Annotated in this window: 16 protein-coding genes; 6 read left to right on the top strand and 10 right to left on the bottom strand. The window is 59.7% G+C overall.

What is annotated here, in order from left to right; genetic code table 11:
* Nucleotides 1–8: 8 nt before the first annotated feature.
* From epsC to ACUN8C_RS06750, 3 genes are all read right to left on the bottom strand, one after another.
* Nucleotides 9–947: a serine O-acetyltransferase EpsC gene (epsC, locus tag ACUN8C_RS06760; RefSeq protein WP_445621474.1), complete on the bottom strand. Its 939-nt coding sequence runs from the start codon at nt 945–947 to the stop codon at nt 9–11.
* Nucleotides 948–1,168: 221 nt separating this feature from the next.
* Entirely contained in the window at nt 1,169–3,553 is a 2,385-nt protein-coding gene (locus tag ACUN8C_RS06755; RefSeq protein ID WP_445621473.1) for a helicase C-terminal domain-containing protein, read from the bottom strand.
* Nucleotides 3,550–5,286, bottom strand: coding sequence for a VRR-NUC domain-containing protein (locus tag ACUN8C_RS06750; RefSeq protein ID WP_445621472.1), 1,737 nt, complete (start codon nt 5,284–5,286; stop codon nt 3,550–3,552). The genes ACUN8C_RS06755 and ACUN8C_RS06750 overlap by 4 nt, the downstream gene beginning before the upstream one ends.
* A gap of 132 nt (nt 5,287–5,418) precedes the next feature.
* Between ACUN8C_RS06750 and ACUN8C_RS06745 the strand changes: the two genes are divergently transcribed.
* From ACUN8C_RS06745 to ACUN8C_RS06735, 3 genes are all read left to right on the top strand, one after another.
* Complete coding sequence (locus ACUN8C_RS06745) at nt 5,419–6,219, top strand: transporter substrate-binding domain-containing protein (RefSeq protein ID WP_445621471.1); 801 nt, start codon at nt 5,419–5,421, stop codon at nt 6,217–6,219.
* Nucleotides 6,220–6,301: 82 nt separating this feature from the next.
* On the top strand, nt 6,302–7,420 hold the full coding sequence (locus tag ACUN8C_RS06740; RefSeq protein ID WP_445621470.1) for a succinylglutamate desuccinylase/aspartoacylase family protein: 1,119 nt from the start codon (nt 6,302–6,304) through the stop codon (nt 7,418–7,420).
* Nucleotides 7,421–7,584: 164 nt separating this feature from the next.
* The gene (locus ACUN8C_RS06735) at nt 7,585–7,836 is read left to right on the top strand and encodes a CsbD family protein (RefSeq protein WP_108843796.1); all 252 of its coding nucleotides are present in this window, start codon (nt 7,585–7,587) and stop codon (nt 7,834–7,836) included.
* Between the two features lie 331 nt (nt 7,837–8,167).
* Here ACUN8C_RS06735 and hda read toward each other — a convergent pair whose 3' ends face one another.
* The gene (gene hda, locus ACUN8C_RS06730; RefSeq protein WP_445621469.1) at nt 8,168–8,869 is read right to left on the bottom strand and encodes a DnaA regulatory inactivator Hda; all 702 of its coding nucleotides are present in this window, start codon (nt 8,867–8,869) and stop codon (nt 8,168–8,170) included.
* Between the two features lie 204 nt (nt 8,870–9,073).
* Between hda and purM the strand changes: the two genes are divergently transcribed.
* From purM to ACUN8C_RS06715, 3 genes are all read left to right on the top strand, one after another.
* On the top strand, nt 9,074–10,141 hold the full coding sequence (gene purM, locus ACUN8C_RS06725; protein WP_445621468.1) for a phosphoribosylformylglycinamidine cyclo-ligase: 1,068 nt from the start codon (nt 9,074–9,076) through the stop codon (nt 10,139–10,141).
* A gap of 16 nt (nt 10,142–10,157) precedes the next feature.
* Nucleotides 10,158–10,874: a phosphoribosylglycinamide formyltransferase gene (gene purN / locus ACUN8C_RS06720; RefSeq protein WP_445621467.1), complete on the top strand. Its 717-nt coding sequence runs from the start codon at nt 10,158–10,160 to the stop codon at nt 10,872–10,874.
* 325 nt (nt 10,875–11,199) lie between these two features.
* Nucleotides 11,200–12,279 carry an aldo/keto reductase gene (locus tag ACUN8C_RS06715; protein WP_445621466.1) on the top strand — a complete coding sequence of 360 codons (1,080 nt, stop codon included), beginning with the start codon at nt 11,200–11,202 and terminating at the stop codon, nt 12,277–12,279.
* Nucleotides 12,280–12,472: 193 nt separating this feature from the next.
* Here the strand turns inward: ACUN8C_RS06715 and ykgO are convergent, their stop codons facing one another.
* The 6 genes from ykgO to serC all read right to left on the bottom strand — a co-directional run bounded on the left by ykgO (nt 12,473) and on the right by serC (nt 19,765).
* Nucleotides 12,473–12,616, bottom strand: a complete 144-nt coding sequence (ykgO, locus tag ACUN8C_RS06710) for a type B 50S ribosomal protein L36 (RefSeq protein ID WP_086623079.1) — start codon at nt 12,614–12,616, stop codon at nt 12,473–12,475.
* 148 nt (nt 12,617–12,764) lie between these two features.
* Nucleotides 12,765–14,441: a 30S ribosomal protein S1 gene (gene rpsA, locus ACUN8C_RS06705; protein ID WP_108843993.1), complete on the bottom strand. Its 1,677-nt coding sequence runs from the start codon at nt 14,439–14,441 to the stop codon at nt 12,765–12,767.
* Nucleotides 14,442–14,623: 182 nt separating this feature from the next.
* Nucleotides 14,624–15,319: a (d)CMP kinase gene (gene cmk, locus ACUN8C_RS06700; RefSeq protein WP_445621465.1), complete on the bottom strand. Its 696-nt coding sequence runs from the start codon at nt 15,317–15,319 to the stop codon at nt 14,624–14,626.
* Entirely contained in the window at nt 15,316–17,565 is a 2,250-nt protein-coding gene (locus tag ACUN8C_RS06695; RefSeq protein ID WP_445621464.1) for a bifunctional prephenate dehydrogenase/3-phosphoshikimate 1-carboxyvinyltransferase, read from the bottom strand. The genes cmk and ACUN8C_RS06695 overlap by 4 nt, the downstream gene beginning before the upstream one ends.
* Nucleotides 17,562–18,680: a prephenate dehydratase gene (pheA, locus tag ACUN8C_RS06690; protein ID WP_445621463.1), complete on the bottom strand. Its 1,119-nt coding sequence runs from the start codon at nt 18,678–18,680 to the stop codon at nt 17,562–17,564. The genes ACUN8C_RS06695 and pheA overlap by 4 nt, the downstream gene beginning before the upstream one ends.
* Before the next feature lie 5 nt (nt 18,681–18,685).
* Nucleotides 18,686–19,765, bottom strand: a complete 1,080-nt coding sequence (gene serC, locus ACUN8C_RS06685) for a 3-phosphoserine/phosphohydroxythreonine transaminase (protein WP_445621462.1) — start codon at nt 19,763–19,765, stop codon at nt 18,686–18,688.
* Nucleotide 19,766: the final 1 nt, after the last annotated feature.

Here is a 19,766-nt window from a genome sequence, read left to right as displayed (position 1 = left end):
TATAAAATTCAGCAGGGCGATTTCTGCAGACTGGCCTGAGAGACGTTGCTGTGCGGTTCAACACTTCGGGTCAGCCACACGTTGCCGCCGATGATCGAGTCATGACCGATGGTGACACGCCCCAGAATTGTCGCGCCTGCGTAGATGACCACATCGTTTTCCACGATCGGGTGGCGAGCATGGCCTTTCTCCAGCTGACCGTTTTCATCGGCCGGGAACCGCTTGGCGCCCAGGGTAACCGCCTGATAGATGCGCACCCGATCACCAATGATGGCGGTTTCACCAATAACCACGCCGGTGCCGTGATCAATAAAAAAGCCCGAGCCGATGCTCGCACCGGGATGAATATCGATGCCCGTGGCCGAGTGCGCCGCCTCGGACACCATTCGAGCCAGCAGCGGTGCGCCGGTCGAGTAGAGCTGATGCGCCAGCCGGTGATAGATGATGGCGGTGATGCCCGGATAGCACAGCAGCACTTCATCCACGCTGCGTGCTGCGGGGTCGCCGCGATAGGCGGCCATGATGTCGATATCCAGCCAGTGGCGAATGGTCGGCAGCATGGCGCCGAAATCCCGCACGATGGTGACGGCCTGATCGGAGTGATCCTGCGGGGCTTCGCCACGACGCATGGCCGTATGATCCAGCTCGAGCAACACCTGATCGAGCAGCGCATTGAGCGCGGCATCCAGCGTATAGCCGACAAAGTAGTCTTCGCTGTGATGACGCAGATTGGAGGGTCCCAGCCGCATGGGAAATACCGCCCCGATCACGGCTTCGACCACCTCGTTGATGATTTCACGCGAGGGCAGACTGCGCCCGCCGGACTCATTGGTCCGACCATGATCGGCGCGCCACTGCTCGCGGGCATCCCGGAGTGAATGCACCACGCTATCGAGCTGCCAGTCGATGGCGTGATCTGCCTTGCTGTAATGATTTAACCGTGCCATGTGAGTATCCCGGAGTGCCGGACGACACCGCAGCTCGAAGACACCGCGATGTGTCACGTCATGAATCAATATGCTGTTGAGCGTAGCGCAGTCGACTTGACATGGCCCGCTGATCTCGCCCTGACATTCATCAGAAACAAGAGCTGCGCGTCACATCGACAGAAACAATGTGTCCTTAAGTGGGCGCTTGAGCGCCGCTTTTCAATGAAGGGCGGCGCGTATCAGGTCGTGTGCTCCACCGGTAATGCCCACCAGCTCGGAAAGAGGGTCTGAATGTCGCCGCGTCGAAAACGATCATCAATAAGATGAATGACGCCCCGATCCTCGGGCGAGCGAATCACGCGACCGGCGGCCTGCACGACCCGCGTCATGCCGGGATACAGGTAGGCGTAGCGATAGCCATCGCCGAACAGCGTCTCCATGCGCGCCTTCATCTGCTCGTTGACCGGATTGAACTGCGAAAGCCCAAGGGTGGCCACAAAGGCACCGATCAACCGGTCGCCGGGCAGATCAATGCCTTCACCAAATATCCCACCCAGCACGGCAAAGCCGATGCCCTGCCCTGTCATCGTAAAGCGCGCCAGAAAGGCGTCACGCTCGGGCTCCGACATGCGCCGGGCCTGTGACCACTGCGGGACGTCGGGGGCATGGTTGGCCAGCGCTTCACTGACCTGCTCGAGATAGTCAAAGCTGCTGAAAAAGGCCAGGTAGTTGCCGGGGCGCTGGTGAAACTGGCATGCCATCAGTTCGGCAATGGGCACAAGGGATGCACGGCGATCGCGATAGCGCGTGGAGATATGCCCGGCCAGATGGACCTCGAGCTGCCCGGCCTCGAAAGGCGAGGCCATCTCGAGCCATGGCGTCGTGGCGGCAAGCCCCAGCTGATCACGGTAGTAATGCCCCGGGGAGAGCGTGGCAGAAAACAGGATGGCGGCATGGGCGGCCTCAAAGCGCGGTGCCAGCAGTGGCGCCGGCACCACATTACGCAGTGACAGCGTCGCGCTGCGCCCGCGCCGTTCGATATCGAACAGGTAGTGACCGGGATCAATCTCGCCGGCCAGTTCGGCGATACGCCCGATCTGCATGGCATCAAACCAGGCGTCCAGTAGCGCGCTTTCAATGCCGATCGGCGTGTCGACCATCAGATCTCCAACGCTTGTGACAAACTGCGAAAGCGCGTTGAAGAGCTTGCGCGGGGGTGCCTCCAGGCACACGTAATCACCATCATGTTCTCGCAGCAGCGCCTTCCACTGGCGCCACAGCCGATCCAGCGGGCGCTTGAGTACCGCCGGGGCATCGCGCCGGGCCGCCGCAAAACGGCCCTGATCAAACTCGGCGCCGTACATGGCGCGCCCACGCTCGACGAGATTGTGGGCTTCATCAATGAGCAGGCTGACCCGCCACTGATGCTGTCGCGTCAGGGCGTAGAGCATGGCGCTGGTATCGAACCAGTAATTGACGTCACCGATCACAACGTCACACCAGTGCGCCATCTCCTGCCCCAGATAATAAGGGCAGACGCGATGGGACAGCGCGACCGCCCTGAGACTGGCATGATCCAGCCAGCCCTGTAGTACGGCGGCCTGGCGCGCAGCAGGCAGTCGGTCATAAAAGCCGCTGGCCAGCGGGCAGCTCTCGCCGTGACAGGCAAGCTCCGGGTGCTCGCAGGCCTTGTCGCGCGCGATCAGCTCCAGGGTTCGAACGCCCGGGGCACTGCCCTCCTTCTCATAGGGCGCCTCGTCCTCATGATTAGACTCGTCTTTATGGGCAGCCTTTTCCTTCCGGGCAGCTGCCATGCCCAGGGTGGTCAGCGCCTCCAGCGCCAGTCGGCGCCCGGTAGTGCGAGCGGTAAGAAAGAAAAGACGATCAAGGCGCTGACCCGGCATGGCCTTGAGGGCGGGGAAGAGCGTGCCCAGTGTCTTGCCAATGCCGGTGGGCGCCTGCAGCATCAGATCGCGCCGGGTACTGATCGCCTTGAACACGCTCTCGGCCAGCGCGCGCTGCCCGGGACGAAAATCGGCGTGCGGAAAGGCGAGCTGCGAAAGCGCCCGTGACCGGGCCGCCTCATGCGCCAGTTCCTGCTCGGCCCAGTCAATGAAGCGTTCACACTGAGCGACGAAAAAGGCCTCCAGCGCAGGGCGTGCCATCGTCTCGACCAGCACGCTTTCCTGCTGGTGCTCGATATCGAAATAGACCAGCGCGACTTCGATTGTCTCAAGCGCCCGCTCGCGGCACATCAGCGCCGCGTAGACCTTCGCCTGCGCCCAGTGCAGCGCCCGCTGATTGGCCGGCATGGCCTCAATATCGCCGCGACGAGTCTTCACCTCCTCCAGCCGCTGGCGCACCGGGTCATAGCCATCGGCGCGCCCCCGTACGACCAGTGCGCCATAGCGGCCTTCCAGCGTCACTTCATGCTCGTAGTGCTCGCCCCGACGCGAGGCCACCACCTGGTGACCGGCAATGCCCTGCTGCGCAGTAGGTGCCGGCGTAAACCGCAGATCAAGGTCACCCGCGCGCGCAGTAAATTCACAGAGTGCCCGCACCGCCACCCGATAGCGCGGCGAGTCGTCGCCGTTTGATGCTGCGATGGCATCCTCTGTGCTCAAGTCGTGCCCTCGTCATCGCCCCAGCGCACATGACAGACCGTGACCGGCATATCGTGCTGCGCACAAAAGGCAATCCAGCGCTTTTGATTGTCCTGCAGCCGATCCCCCGGGCCTTTCACCTCGATCATTTCATAGCCAAGCGTGCCTTCAGGCGCATGCGGGTAAAAGCGAATCAGATCCGGCATGCCGGCGCGATTGGCGCGAATATCGGTCAAAAGCCGTTCAAACCAGGCACGCAAATGCGCCGGCGGCAGGCATTCCAGCGACAGTGCCAGCAATTGATCATCCAGCGCGCCCCAGTGCACAAAAGGCGACTGAATGCCCTGTTTCTCACGGTAGCGCTGCACAATAATCTCGCGCCAGGAGCCCTCTTCAAGCCGCGCCAGACAGCGCCTGAAGTGCTGCTCGCGCTGCGGATAAAATTCCGGGCGCATCAGGTCGGCAGGGCCACTCTGGAACGGGTGAAAAAACGCCCCCGGCAGCGGGGAAAAGATGGCCTCCCAGCACAGCAGGCCAAAGAGCGCATTGATCAGCGTGTTTTCGACATAAAACACTGGCGCCTCCGGCGAATCCAGATGCTCACGAACGGCACGCTCCACGCAGCCACTGCGTGGCAGGATCAGATCACACCGTCTGGCAGAGGTTTCTGCCTCGCTCGGAGGCTTTTCTAGGCCCAGAGCGCGATGCAGGCGTGGCTGAATACGGGCGGCCTGTTGACGCTCGGCTTCACTGGTCGGCGCCTGTTGCGCCGCAGTGCACAGCGCCAGCGCCTGTTCATGTTCCGCCAGCCGCTCCAGCACCCGTATGTGACGAATACGCGCCTCGCCGTGGCCACTTTGCGCGTAAAGCCCGGCGGCGCGCGCAAGCTCTCCCTGACGCTCACAGTGTCGTGCAATGGCATAAATGACCCGCCCTCGGCGGGCCTCCAGCCAAAGGCTGTCCTCAAGGCGCACCAGCAATGCTGCCAGCACCGCATCCATGTCGTGGCCGGCATCGAAACGTTCCCGACAATCATGAATCTGCCAGTAGCGCTCGATGTCCTCGCGTCTTTGAAACGCGCGGGACTCAGGTGTGAAGGGCACCACTTCAAAACGATAGATGCCCTGATCCGCCAGCACGAACTCGGAAAACTGCTGGCGCAGGTTGCCAAAAAACATCAGGCGAAGACGCTCACACACGGCCATAACGGTCAGGCGCACCACGTTTGCCGGTAAGGGCTGTCCTGCCGCTGCGTGCCATTCCTCGAGCCTCAATGGTTTGTCAAACGCCGGCACCAGGCCCTCTTTCACCAAGGCCTCTTTCAAGAGCGCCTTGCGATCACGGGGCTTGGCAAGATGGTCACGAAACATGTCTACCAGCTCGTCTCGTGTGAAGAGATTGAAAAGCTGATCCAGCGTCAGGCCGGGACGGACGTCCACCAGCGCGTGCTCGACCAACGGGGCAAGCGCGGCCCGGGTCTCCCCGATCTCGTCGTAAGCGAGACGATCGATGCGAAAATGCTCGCCCTTGCGCATGACCATGCGTACCAGCAGCGCCCTTGAAGGCACGGGCAGCGCCTGAAAACGTGCAATGAAGTCACGCTCATCTGTATCAAGCAGATCGTCGTAACGCTCGCTGACCCAGGTCAGTACGTTGTCAAAATTGACCAGATAATAGCGCGGGTCGTTGAGCGAATCCGCAACGCTCAACAGGGGAGCATCGCCGGATGAGGTGAAGGCAGGAGTACTGTTCATGCATCCATAATATCAGCGTGCCCGGGCCGGTGGCGAGAGATGTGGCCCTGCACTGTTGCGCCCTGTCACGGCGGGTATACACTCGCTCCTCATGTCGACAATGGTATCGACTTGAAGACAAGGACAACGACAATGAAACGACTGTTAAGCGCCACCTGTATGGCCACGCTGCTGATCTCGGGTGGCGCCATGGCCAAAACCCCGGACAACGTTAAACTGGCCATCGATGTGCCCTATGAACCCTTCGTGTATCGCGCGCCCAATGGGCAGCTTGAAGGGTTCGAGATCGATCTGGGCAACGAACTCTGCAAGCGCGCCAAACTCGACTGCAGCTGGGTCGAGCAGCCCTGGGACGGCATTATCCCCGGGCTGATGGCGCGCAAGTACGACGCGATCCTGTCTTCCATGGCCATCACGCCCGAGCGCGAGCGTCAGGTGCTCTTTTCGATTCCCTATTACAACACGCCCAGCATCTGGATTACGGCCCGTGACCGCGATATCAACATTGAGGATCATGACAGCCTCAAGGGGTTGAGCGTAGGGGTACAGCGTGGCTCCATTCGCGATGTGTATGTCACCGAAATGTACGGCGATGTGCTCGACATTCGCCGCTATGGCTCCTCTCAGGACGTTGAGAACGACCTTGAAAACGGCCGACTGGATCTGGCCTTCGAGGACTATCCGCTGGCAATGGAAAGCATCGACTTTCGCGATGATGACAGTCCGTTCAAACAGATTGGTCCTGAGATCAGTACGCCCAAGCGCATTTTTGGCAGCGGCGCTGCCATGGCCTTTCGAACGCGAGACAAGGCGCTGGCCGAAACCTTCAATCAGGCCATTCGCGATGTCTACGCCGATGGCACCTTTGACAAGCTGATGCAGCAGTATTTTGACTATGACCTGTCCACGCCACCGGACAGCGCCAAACCCTGAGCCCACCGATTTTGCGGTATTCACTCCCTGTATCGGGTGGCGCCCGGCGCCACCTTCATGAAAAAGGCCTCCGGACAATATCGTGGAACATCGCATTCATGAACTGAAGTCGGCCGTGCCCGGCACCGTCACTCAGCTACACAGCTTTCATTACGGCCCGCAGGACAGCGGCCGCAGCGTCTACATCCAGGCATCCCTGCATGCCGATGAGTTGCCGGGCATGCTGGTGGCCTGGAAACTCAAGCAGCACATGGCAGAATTGGAAGCCGCCGGGCTTTTACACGCACGCGTGTGCATCGTGCCGGTCGCCAATCCCATCGGGCTGACCCAGCAGCTGATGGATGTACCGCTGGGGCGCTATGAGCTGGAAACGCTGAAAAACTTCAACCGCCACTATGCGGACATGACGGCCGTCATTGCCGAGGATCTGGAAGCGGTGCTGGGCGATGAGGAAGCTGATAATACCTGCCTTATCAGGGAACGTTTTCTGGCCGCACTGGAAGATAAATCACCGGCCAATGCCCTTGAGTCGCTGCAGCTGACTTTGCAGCGTCTGGCCTGTCAGGCCGATTATGTGCTGGATCTACACTGTGATTTCAATGCGGTGGCGCATTTGTACACGACCCCGGCCGCCTGGCCGACGTTCGAACCCCTGGCGCGCTATTTCGGCGCTCAGGCAAGCATGCTGGCCACCGATTCCGGCGGCCAGTCCTTTGACGAGTGCTTTACGCTGGTCTGGGAGCAGCTGCGCGAGGGGTTTAATGATCGCTTCCCGATCGGCTATGGCACGCAGTCCATTACTCTGGAGCTTCGCGGCCAGGACGACGTTGATCATGATCTGAGTGATCACGACAGCCGCGCCATCGTTGACTGGATGATGCAGCTTGGGCTGATCCATGGCGAAGCACCGTCCCTGCCACTGCTGCCCTTCCCGGCCACGCCACTGTCGGCCATGGAGTTTCTCACGGCGCCCGAAGGCGGACTGCTGGTCTTTCACGCCCATCCCGGTGATCAGGTGGTCAGCGGCCAGCTGGTGGCCGAGGTGATCGACCCGATCAGCGACGTGGTCCATGAGGTTCGTGCCTCGCAGGACGGCATGATCTATGCCAGAAGCCAGCGGCGCATGGCCACTGCCGGCATGATCGTGGCGGATCTGGCCGGCCATGAAAGCCGTCGCAGCGGCTATCTTCTGGCGCCCTGACCGTCGGCATTATTACGTGACGCCTCACATACAGTCGGCCCTGTCATGCTTTCTTCATGTGACAATTTTGTGATGCCGAAATGCAGATAATTCTGGCGAAATGGCCAACATGAGATAACTTTAAGGAAGTACAAGGTTCATCCACACATCGGAGTCAGGACACCATGTTCAAGAATCAGATTGAAGGCGAAACCAAAAACGCAGTGGGCAAGGCGCAGGAAGCCTATGGTGACTTTACCGATGATAACGAGCACCGCACCGAAGGCCGCCTGCGCAGCGCTGCAGGTCAGGTACAGTCCCAGTATGGTGAAGTCGTCGACAATGCGCGCGAATTCACGGTCAAGCAGCCGGTTGGTGCGCTGGCCATCGCGGCAACCGTCGGCTTTGTACTGGGCGCGCTGATCACACGTCGCTGATCACTGCTCAAGTACAATGGCCAAAGTACAATGGCCATAAAAAACCGGCTCCTCTGGAGCCGGTTTTTTTGTGCCTGTAGCAGACAGGTCATGCCTGAAACCTGCGTCAGAACGCTTCACGACCTCTGCCATGCAGATATGAAGGCCACGCAAGCATGAATAACGTGATCGGAAATGACGTCACAAATGATTCGGGCAATAAAAAACCGCCCGGGAAAACGGGCGGTGAACAGGAAACCAGAAATGATGATTTGAAGTATAGCCGGTCATGAGGGAACTGCCAGGTATCGTGGCGCATCAAACCGGCGCGTTTGCCGGTCAAGAACCTGTCTTACCAGTCAAGGGCCCGTTTAACAAAGGGAATGGTCAGCCGACGCTGCGCCGAAAGCGATGCGCTGTCGAGCCGGGTCAGCAGTGCCAGCATGTCCCCCAGCCGGCGCGGGCCACGATGGAGCAGATAACGAGCGACCTCATCGGGAAGCTGCATGCCACGCTGATGGGCCCGTAGACGCAATACTTCCAGCCGGTCCTCATCGCTCAGCGGCTGCAGATGAAAGGTCATCCCCCACCCCAGTCTTGACGCCAGATCCGGCAGGGCCACCGGCAAGGCACGGGGTGACGCCTGAGCGGCAATAATCAGGCGGCAGTTGGCATCCCGAAGGCGATTGAAACAGTGAAAAAGCGCCTCTTCCCAGCGCCTGCGGCCGATCACGCGCTCAAGGTCGTCAATGGCGATCAGATCGAGCGCCTCGAGATCTTCCAGCATGTGCGGTGGAAAGTGCCCCAGGTCATTGAGTGGCAGATACAGCGCTCTGGCGCCTCGATCGCTGGCCTCAAGGCACGCGGCCTGAAGCAGATGGGTACGGCCGCTGCCGGAAGCTCCCCAGAGGTAAATAAACTGCTCGCCGCTGTCATCAAGTTGATGACGCAGATGGGTGACAAGGCCTGCATTGGCACCCGGCCAGAAGCCGGCGAACGTGACATCATCACGCGCACCAACACCTAGCGGGAGCTGTAGGGTATCCGGACTCATTACGGCGTCCATGCTCAAAACAAGGGGAACAGCAGTCACATTATCATGAACCCGACAATTCGGGGCAGCCTATCAGCACGGCCCCATCCTGTGGCTGCAGTTGCGATGCGATTGGTCATGGCCGATGGTACAATGCCGTCCTTCTTGATTATCGCTCTGGCCCCGGCCGGAACCCCGTCTCATTTTCAGTGACAGGACCCCAACATGACCGAGCCTTCGTCTCGTGACTCCCTCTCCTACAAGGATGCCGGTGTTGATATCGACGCCGGTAATGCGCTGGTCGAACGCATCAAGCATGTCGCCAAAAGTACAACGCGACCGGAAGTAATGGGTGGGCTTGGCGGTTTTGGCGCGCTGTGTCAGCTTCCCAGCGGCTATCGTGAACCGGTACTGGTCTCCGGCACCGACGGCGTCGGCACCAAGCTCAGGCTGGCCATGGATCTGGGACGTCACGACACCATTGGCATCGATCTGGTGGCCATGTGCGTCAATGACCTGGTGGTTGCCGGCGCTGAACCGCTGTTCTTTCTCGACTATTACGCCACCGGCAAACTCGATGTCGAGATGGCCGCCGATGTGGTCACGGGCATCGGCGAGGGATGTCGCCAGGCCGGGTGTGCGCTGGTGGGTGGCGAAACGGCCGAAATGCCGGGCATGTATGACGGCTCCGATTACGATCTGGCCGGGTTTTGCGTTGGCATTGTTGAAAAATCGGAAATCCTGGATGGCTCGAAAGTCGGCGAAGGTGACGTGGTACTGGGCCTGGCCTCCAGCGGCCCCCACTCCAATGGCTATTCGTTGATTCGTCGGGTGCTCGAGCGCAGCGGTGCAGCACCCGATACCCGACTCGATGATGGCCAGACCCTGAGCGAGGCCCTGATGGCGCCGACCCGCATCTACGTCAAATCGCTGCTGGCCATGCTGCATGACAGCGACATCACCGTACATGCACTTTCTCATATTACCGGTGGCGGCCTGCTCGAGAACATTCCTCGCGTTTTGCCGGACAACACCAGCGTTCATATCGATGCGCAGGCCTGGCCACGCCCGGCCGTCTTTGACTGGCTGCAGCGCGAAGGCAATATCGACGAGACCGAGATGCATCGCGTCCTCAACTGCGGCATCGGTATGGTGGTGGTCGTTCCGGCCAGCCACGCCGAGCAGGCCGAGACCTTTCTGGAAAGCACGGGAGAAACCGTGTACCGGCTGGGACATGTCAGCCGCTCGGGCGAAACACAGCCAAACGTTGTCCTTGAAAACGCGCGTCAGTAATCAGGCAGGGAATTCAATGTCCGACAGCGAAACTTTTGATCAGGACTTTCAGCCCGAACAGCCTGATCGCCAGCGGCTGGTTGTTCTGATCTCGGGTAGCGGCAGCAACCTGCAGGCGTTGATTGACGCCGAAGCGCATGATGAGCTGGGCGGTGAGATCGCGGCTGTCATCTCCAATCGTGGCGATGCCTACGGGCTGGTACGGGCACGCGAAGCAGGCATTCCGGCCGTGGTGCTACCCCATCACGAGTATGACTCTCGCGAAGCCTTTGATGCGGCACTGGTCAAGGTCATCGATCGACACGCGCCGGATCTGATCGTGCTGGCCGGCTTCATGCGCATCCTGACGCCTGCGTTTGTCCAGCGCTATCATGGCCGCATGCTCAATATTCACCCTTCCCTGCTGCCGGCGTATCGCGGTCTGAATACGCATGCACGCGCGCTGGCCGACGGGGTGTCGGAGCACGGCGCCAGCGTCCATTTCGTCACCGACGAGCTGGATGGCGGCCCTGTCGCCGTACAGGCGGCCGTCACCGTGGCCCCTGATGACGATGAGGCAGCGCTGGCAGAACGGGTACTCACACGTGAACACGTGATCTACCCGATGACGGTGCGCTGGTTCATGCAGGGTCGCCTCAAGCTTACAGCGGACGGTCCGCGCCTGGACAGCCATCCCCTGCCGGCCGGCGGTCTGCGACTGTCACCCGAGGATGTGACGGAAGAAGATCTCTAAAACCTCAGAGCCATCTGTCCAATGATCGCCATCACCGGCTCTGGTGATGGCGATTTTTTTATCCCACCGGTGTCGATACCGTGTTGTTTTCTGTAAGCGCGTAATAGACGGCGGCGCGCTGAACGGTCGGCGGCAATCCAGGGGCAGCGCCACTCAAACCCGCATGGGGGCGATGTTCACGCGCCTGATGGCTTTTTCTCCAACGCCCGAATCCTCTCTTCTGTCATGCGAACCATTTTCGACTTGTTGCTTCGAGCTGGTCTGCCAGGCTTGTGTCCTGATCCATCACTTGATGATCTTGTTCGGAAAACAGGGAAGCTTTCACATGAAATATCGTCCGCTTGGCCACTCCGGCCTGCTGGTCTCTGAAATAGTGCTTGGGACCGTTCCCTTCGGTGGCAGCGGTGGCTTTGAAAAGGCCGCCAGTGTCGATGTTGATGGCGCACGACGCCAGTTTGATATGGCACTGGATGCCGGCGTCAATTTGATCGACACGGCAGATCTCTATTCAAAGGGAGAAGCCGAAGAGCTGGTCGGTCGAGCCCTTGGCGACAAGCGTAACGACATCATTCTGGCCAGCAAGGCGAGAAGCCCGATGAGCGATAACCCGAATCACAGCGGGTTCTCGCGCTATCACTTGATCAATGCCTGCGAGGCGAGCCTCAAGCGTCTTGGCACCGATCGCATCGATCTTTATCAGATGCACAACTGGGACGGCGTGACCCCGGTTGAAGAGATGCTTTACGCGCTCGACCATCTGGTGCAAAGCGGCAAGATTCGCTATTACGGCACCTCCAACTTTACCGGCTGGCAGATGATGAAAACCATCGGCAAGGCCGAACTGCACAACCTGATGCCGCCGATCAGCCAGCAGATCTATTACACGCCCGAATCACGCGAGGCGGAATATGAGCTGATGCCGCTGGCGATCGATCAGAATGTCGGCACGCTGGTGTGGGGCCCATTGGGCGAAGGTGTCTTTAACGGCAAGCTGCGCCGTGGTCAAAAGGCACCGGAAGGTACGCGTCAGGGCAACGGCTGGCCCGAGCCCTACATCCATGACATGGAACGTGCCTATGACATTATCGAGCTTCTGGCCGAGATCGGCGAAAAACACAACGCCTCGATCCCCCGCACCTGCCTTGCCTGGCTCAAGGATCGTCCGGGCGTGACGTCGCTGATTATCGGCGCGCGCAATGAAACGCATCTCAAGGATGATCTGGCCGCGGCCGAGATGACCCTCGATCAGGACGACATCGATCGCATTGAAGCGGCCACCCGACCGGCGCCCCAGTACCCCTACTGGCATCGAGTGGTGTCCGGCATGGACCGCATCGACAAGGCAGAAAAGCCCTTTATCGATCACTATCGCAAGACCATCGACAACCGCAGCGACCAGCGCTGAGGGCTCAGGCAGATCGTACTGCCCCTCCCTGAGATGTAACATCAGGATGGAGAAAGACAGAAAGGCCCATCTTCCGGATGGGCTTTTTTACGTCTCTGAAAGCATATGATATCGCCATAAAAAAAGGCCCCCAATGAGGCATTGGGGGCCTTTTTGCGTCGATACCCGAGGGTATTCGATCATGCCAGAGGCATTAACGCTTGGGCTTCGGACGGCCCTGGACTGCCTTGAAACGCGGGTTGGTCTTGCAGATAACGTAAACGCGACCACGGCGCTTAACGACCTGGCAATCCTTGTGGCGAGTCTTGGCTGACTTGAGTGAGCTGACGACCTGCATGCTACCTCCGTCTCCCTGAATGATCAGGGGCGATTGAATCCGTGATTTTAACGTTGTCGCCAGCAGGGTTGATGTTGCTGACGACAATGTCATTTATATATCTGAACAGACCTCTGCGGCCATCCAGCGGATGGCCGGGAGCGGGCTATCAGTCCTGATTCATCTGCTGCTTGATCAGGTCACCGATAGTGGTCGGACCGGAAGTCTCGGTCTCCTGCTCACGCATGTTGCGCATGTTCTGACGCGTGTCGTCCTGATCCTTGGCGCGGATGGACAGGTTGATAACGCGGTTCTTGCGATCAACGCCAACGATGCGCGCTTCGACGCTATCGCCTTCATTGATCACGGTACGTGCATCTTCAACGCGGTCGCTGCTGATCTCGGAGGCCTTGAGCACGGCGATAACGTCAGTTGCCAGTTCCACGTAGGCTTCACGGGCATCGACTTCAGTCACACGACCGGACACGAGTGCGCCCTTGTCGTTGACCGCCAGGTACTCGGACATCGGATCGCTTTCAAGCTGCTTGATACCCAGCGAGATGCGCTCACGTTCCGGATCGATCGACAGGATGACCGCCTCGGCTTCTTCACCCTTGCGATAGCGACGAACAGCTTCTTCGCCGGTTTCGTTCCAGGAGATGTCAGAGAGGTGCACCAGACCGTCGATGCTGCCGTCCAGACCAATGAAGATACCGAAGTCAGTGATCGACTTGATGGTACCGGAGACACGATCGCCCTTGGCAAAGCGCGAGCTGAAGTCTTCCCACGGATTGGAGGTGCACTGCTTGATGCCCAGCGAGATACGACGACGTTCTTCGTCGATATCCAGCACCATGACTTCAACATCATCACCGACCTGAACCACCTTGGACGGATGGATGTTCTTGTTGGTCCAGTCCATTTCGGAGACGTGAACCAGACCTTCAACACCTTCTTCCAGCTCGGCAAAGCAGCCGTAGTCGGTCAGATTGGTCACGCGTGCGTTGACCTTGGTGCCTTCGGGGTAACGATTCTTGATATTGACCCACGGATCTTCGCCCAGCTGCTTCAGACCCAGCGATACGCGATTGCGCTCACGGTCAAACTTCAGCACCTTGACATTGATCTCGTCGCCCACGGCCACGATTTCGCTCGGATGCTTGATACGCTTCCAGGCCATATCGGTGATGTGGAGCAGGCCATCAACGCCGCCCAGATCAACAAAGGCGCCGTAATCGGTCAGGTTCTTGACGATACCATTGATCTGCTGGCCTTCCTGCAGTGTCGCGAGCAGCGCTTCACGCTCGGCACTGTTTTCGGCTTCAAGCACGGCACGACGGGAAACGACAACGTTGTTGCGCTTCGCATCAAGCTTGATGACCTTGAAGTCGAGTTCCTTGTTCTCCAGGTGCGCGGTGTCGCGAACCGGACGGACATCGACGAGCGAGCCCGGGAGGAAGGCACGGATGGAATTGACATCGACGGTGAAACCGCCCTTGACCTTTCCGTTGATCACGCCCTTGACGACTTCGTTTTCCTCGAAGGCTGCTTCCAGCTCTTTCCAGGCTTCGGCACGCTTGGCCTTTTCGCGAGACAGGCGCGTCTCACCGAAACCGTCTTCCACGGCTTCCAGCGCAACCTTGACTTCATCGCCGACCTTGATGGTCAGTTCACCATTGTCGCTACGAAACTGTGCCGCAGGGATCTGCCCTTCGGATTTCAGCCCGGCGTTGACAGTGATCCAGTCACCTTCAATGTCTACCACGGTCGCCATGACAATGGCACCGGGTTCCATGTTGATGTCCTGAAGAGACTGTTCAAACAGTTCTGCAAAGCTTTCGCTCATGGTATTCCTATAGTGATCAACAAAAAGCAACCAGGACGGCTGCATTCTCCACGCCACCAGCAAGCGCGGGCCAATGACAAACTCCCCGGGGACGTTAACGCTGGTTAGACGTGGCAGGGTTTACAGATGTTGACCGCTGCCACCCCATGACGTCTTGCCGGGGCCTCCGGAAATTCAGGCGCTCATTGCGTGCTTTTCAAACCACGCAGGGAGAGAAGTGCTTCAATGTGTGCCACGACATCCGGGATCGAAAGCTCGGTCGTGTCGATGGTGACAGCATCTTCAGCAGGCTTTAATGGCGCTACTGTTCGCTGCATGTCACGCGCGTCCCGAGCCTCTATCTCCTTTAAAAGGCTCGAAAGGCTAGCATGTTGGCCGGCCTGTCGCAACTGGTCATGCCGTCTTCTTGCCCGCTCCTCGGCACTGGCCGTCAAAAATATCTTGAGCGGGGCCTCGGGAAACACCACCGTCCCCATGTCGCGACCATCGGCCACCAGGCCCGGTGTTTTGGCAAATTCACGCTGTCGGGCCAGCAAGGCGTCACGCACGCCGGTAATCGCTGCCACCTGCGAGGCACGTCCGCCGACATGCTCATTGCGAATGTCGGCGCTGACATCCTCCCCTTCCAGCATGATACGGGTGTGTTCGTTTTCACTGACAAACGTCACGTCCAGCGCACGTGCCACCGATTCAAGCGCGGGGGCATCGGTCATGTCGATATCACGACGCATGGCCGCCAGCGCCGTCAGCCGGTAAAGCGCGCCGGAATCCAGCAGGTGCCAGCCCAGGTCCTGGGCCACCAGTCGACTGATGGTCCCCTTGCCGGCCCCACCCGGGCCGTCGATGGCGATGACCGCCGCATTGGCCTGCTGACTCATGCGCCCTCCGAAACAGCCTCGACCTGCATGCCGACCTCGCCGGCCAGTGCAGGAAAGTTGGGAAACGATGTGGCCACATTGGCGCAGTCACGAATGGTGATATCACCTTCGGCACGCAGAGCCGCCACCGTGAAGGCCATGGCAATGCGATGATCGCCCAGGCTTTCGACTTCGCCGCCATGGTAGCGACCACCGACGATGTCGATGCCATCTTCCACTACGGTATTGACCACACCCAGCACGTCCAGACCGTCGGCCATGGCCTTGATCCGGTCGGACTCCTTGACCCGCAGCTCGAGCGCATCGCGAAGGCGTGTGGTGCCGCTCGCATTGGCGGCAGCGATAAAGAGCACAGGAAACTCATCAATGGCCAGCGGCACCTGATCCACCGGAATATCGATACCGTGCAATTCGGCATGACGTACCCGTATATCGGCAACCGGTTCGCCGCTGACCCCGCGCTCATTGAGCAGCTCGATGCTGGCGCCCATCTCCCGCAGGATGTTGATAACCCCGATGCGGGTGGGATTGATCCCGACATGCTCCAGGGTGAGATCCGCCCCGGGTGTAATGGAGGCGGCCACCAGGAAAAACGCCGCAGAAGAGATGTCCGCCGGCACATCAATGAACCCACCCGTGAGGCTGCCACCACCTGCGATGTGGGCGACATCATCATGACGGCTCACCGGGTAACCAAAGGCGGTCAGCATGCGCTCGGTATGATCGCGGGTCGGCGCCGGTTCGCGCACATGGGTCTCGCCGGTAGCATACATGCCGGCCAGCAGCAGACAGGACTTGACCTGAGCACTGGCCATGGGGAGATCATAGTCAATACCGGCAAGAGGCTGCCCTCCACGCACTGTCAGCGGCGGTCGTCCGCCCTCTCCGGTATCGATGACCGCTCCCATCAGCCGAAGCGGATCCGCTACCCGCCCCATCGGACGTCGGTTGAGCGAATCATCTCCGGTCAGTGTGACGTCAAACGCCTGGCCGGCCATGAGCCCTGCAAACAAACGCATGCTGGTCCCGGAATTGCCCAGATACAGCGCCCCCTTTGGCTGTTTCAGTCCGTGCAGGCCAACACCGTGAATGACCACGCGACCGGCCTGAGGGCCTTCGATGGCCACACCCATTTCACGAAAGGCCTGAAGCGTGGCCAGACTGTCCTCGCCTTCAAGAAAGCCCTCTACGGTGGTCACGCCATCTGCCAGTGCGCCCAGCATGATGGAGCGATGCGACATCGACTTGTCGCCGGGGACTCGAATGGTGCCCCTGACCTGACCGCCGGCGCTTGCACGGTACACAACGTTTCTGGTTTCCATGACCTGATAGCTCTTCTGGCTGAGTAATCTGTCGAAATAATGTCGCGCGTGACTCGCGCGGGAAAAGATGCCGAGCATGGCATCGCCGTCGCCACCGGCCACGGCAGCACGCAGTTCGCTGACTCCGGCCTCGAATTCCGAAAGCGCCTGAAGGACCGCTTCCCGATTGGCCAGATAAATGTCGCGCCACATCACCGGGTCACTCCCGGCAATACGGGTAAAATCGCGAAAACCACCAGCGGCGTAGCGAAAGATGTCGAGCCGATCATCCTGACGTGCCAGCGTATCAACCAGTGAAAATGCCAGCAGGTGCGGCAAATGACTGGTACGTGCCAGCACCTCATCGTGACGCTCGACCGTCAAACGCTCGATGTGCGCACCACAGGCCTGCCATAGATGCTCGATACGATGCAGTGCCTGTGGGTCGGTATCCGACTCGGGTGTGAGAATGACACGATGACGTTGATAAAGCGTTGGGTTGGCCGCTTCGACGCCGCTTTTTTCTGCCCCAGCAATGGGATGACCCAGCACCAGCCAGCTCGGCACCCGCCCCAGAGCAGAGCGAATCTGATCACGAATGGCTGACTTGGTACTGCCCACATCGGTCACGACCTGCCCGTGACGGCGCAGCTGACTCAGCTGGGCCATGACCGGCGCAATGGCCATGACCGGCACGGCCAGCACGATCAGTGAGACATGCGGCAAAAATGCCGCCGCGTCCGGACCGCCGTCATCGATCAGCCCCATGCGCCGCCCAAGGGCGACCTCATTGGGGTTAAGATCAACGCCGTAGCAGCGTCCCGCATAGCCGGCAGCGCGCAGGGCCGCCAGCAGCGAACCGCCGATCAACCCCAATCCGATCACCAGAATGCCGGACTCTTCCGACAGTACGCCCGGCGCTCCTGAAATGGCCCGCTCGTTCAAATCACACCCACCGGATAGGATCCCAGTACCCGCACATCGGCAGCCCGCTGACGAACCTCTTCCAACGCAGCCTGTACCCGTGGCTCTTCCTGATGCCCCTTGAAATCAATGAAGAAGACGTAGTTCCAGAGGCCATGCCGTGAAGGCCGGCTTTCAAGACGCGTCATGTCGACATGATGGCGGTGGAAAGGCTCCAGCAGATCATGCAGGGCGCCGGGCTGGTTGCGCATGGCAGCCACCAGTGAGGTCTTGTCTTCACCGCTGGGCGGCACATCGTGGTTGCCGATGATCAAAAAGCGCGTCGAGTTGTCCGGCATGTCCTCGATTTTTTCTTCAAGGCGCTCAAGGCCGTAAAGCCGCGCGGCCATGTCACCGGCGATGGCGGCAGTATGCCATTCGCTCTTGACCCGGCGAGCCGCCTCGGCATTGGAGGATACGGCCACGCGCTCGGCATGCGGATAATGGGCATCAAGCCACTTGCGACACTGTGCCAGTGACTGCGAGTGGGAATAGATGCGGGACACCTTGTCCCGGCGCGTATTGCTACCGACCAGCAGATGGTGATGAATGCGCAGCACCACCTCCCCGCAGATCCGCAGCGAGGTGTCCATGAAGGAGTCCAGCGTGTGATTGACCACGCCCTCGGTCGAGTTCTCGACCGGCACCACGCCATAGTTGGCCGCGCCCGCTTCGACCTCACGAAAGACTTCATCAATGGCCGGCAGCGGTTTGCACACGGCACTGTCACCGAAATGCTTGAGCGCGGCCTGCTGGGTAAAGGTGCCCTCCGGGCCGAGATAGGCAGCACGCACCGGCTTTTCCAGCGCCAGACAGGCCGACATGATTTCCCGAAACAGGCGTGCCATTTCCTCACCGGGCAGCGGGCCCTTGTTGAGCGCCATGATGCGCTTGAGCACCTGGGCTTCGCGTTCGGGACGATAGAACACCGCTTCAGGGTCTTCAGCCAGCTTGACGTGCGCGACCTGCTGGGCGCAGGCGGCACGGTCGCTGATCAGATCAAGAATCTGCTGGTCCAGCGTGTCAATGCGATCACGCAGGGCGCCAAGATCCACGTCCTGATCGTTTTTATCATGAGATGAAAGATGATCCGACATGTGCTCTACCCGTAACGACGCTCGAAATCCTGCATAAAGGCCACCAGTCGATCAACGCCCTCTTCCGGCATGGCGTTATAAAGACTGGCACGCATTCCACCCACGCTGCGATGTCCCTTGAGGGTCAAAAGGCCCGCAGCCTCGGACTCGGTCAGAAACGCCTTGTTGAGCGATTCATCACCAAGCACGAAAGGCACGTTGGTCAGCGAGCGATTGGCGGAGAGGATCGGGTTGGAATAGAAACCGCTGCCATCAATGGCGTCATAAAGCTTTTGCGCCTTGCGACGATTGACCTTCTCGATCGCCTCGACCCCACCCTGTTCCTTGAGCCATTCAAAGACCAGCCCGGACAGATACCAGGCATAGGTGGCCGGCGTATTAAGCATGGAGCCGTTATCGGCAAAGGCCTTCCAGTTCAGCATGGAAGGCGTTTCGCGACGGGCACGATCCAGCAGATCATTACGCACGATCACGATGACAATGCCGGCAGGACCGATGTTTTTCTGCGCCCCGGCATAGATGACACCGAATTTCGAGACGTCTATCGAACGCGACAGGATCGAGGAGGACATGTCACACACCAGGGGCACATCGGCCTGCGGCACGTAATCCATCTGCAACCCGCCGATGGTCTCGTTATCGCAGTAATGCAGATAGGCGGCATCACTGGACAGCGACAGCGCATCCTGACCGGGCGCGGCGGTATAGCCACTGGCTTCGGCCGAGGCGACGACATGCGCCTCGCCCAGATGACGACCTTCCTTCAGGGCCTTCTGCGACCAGATGCCGGTATCCAGGTAGTTGCCGCTTCCCCCCTGTCCCAGCAGGTTGAGAGGCACACATCCGAACTGCTGTGTGGCGCCACCCTGCATGAACAGCACACTGTAATTGTCCGGCACCTGCATCAGCTCACGCAGGTTGGCCTCGGCGCGCTCTGCCACAGCGATGAAGGCCTCACTGCGATGACTCATCTCCATGACGGAAAGGCCACGCCCTTCAAAATCGAGCATCTCATCGCGTGCACGCTCAAGCACGGCGGTGGGCAGCGTGGCGGGGCCGGAACAGAAATTGAAATGTCGGGTCATG

This window comes from Kushneria sp. Sum13, assembly GCF_052692355.1.
The sequence above is the reverse complement of the archived record's forward strand: the minus strand, read 5'-3'. Positions and strand labels throughout refer to the sequence as shown.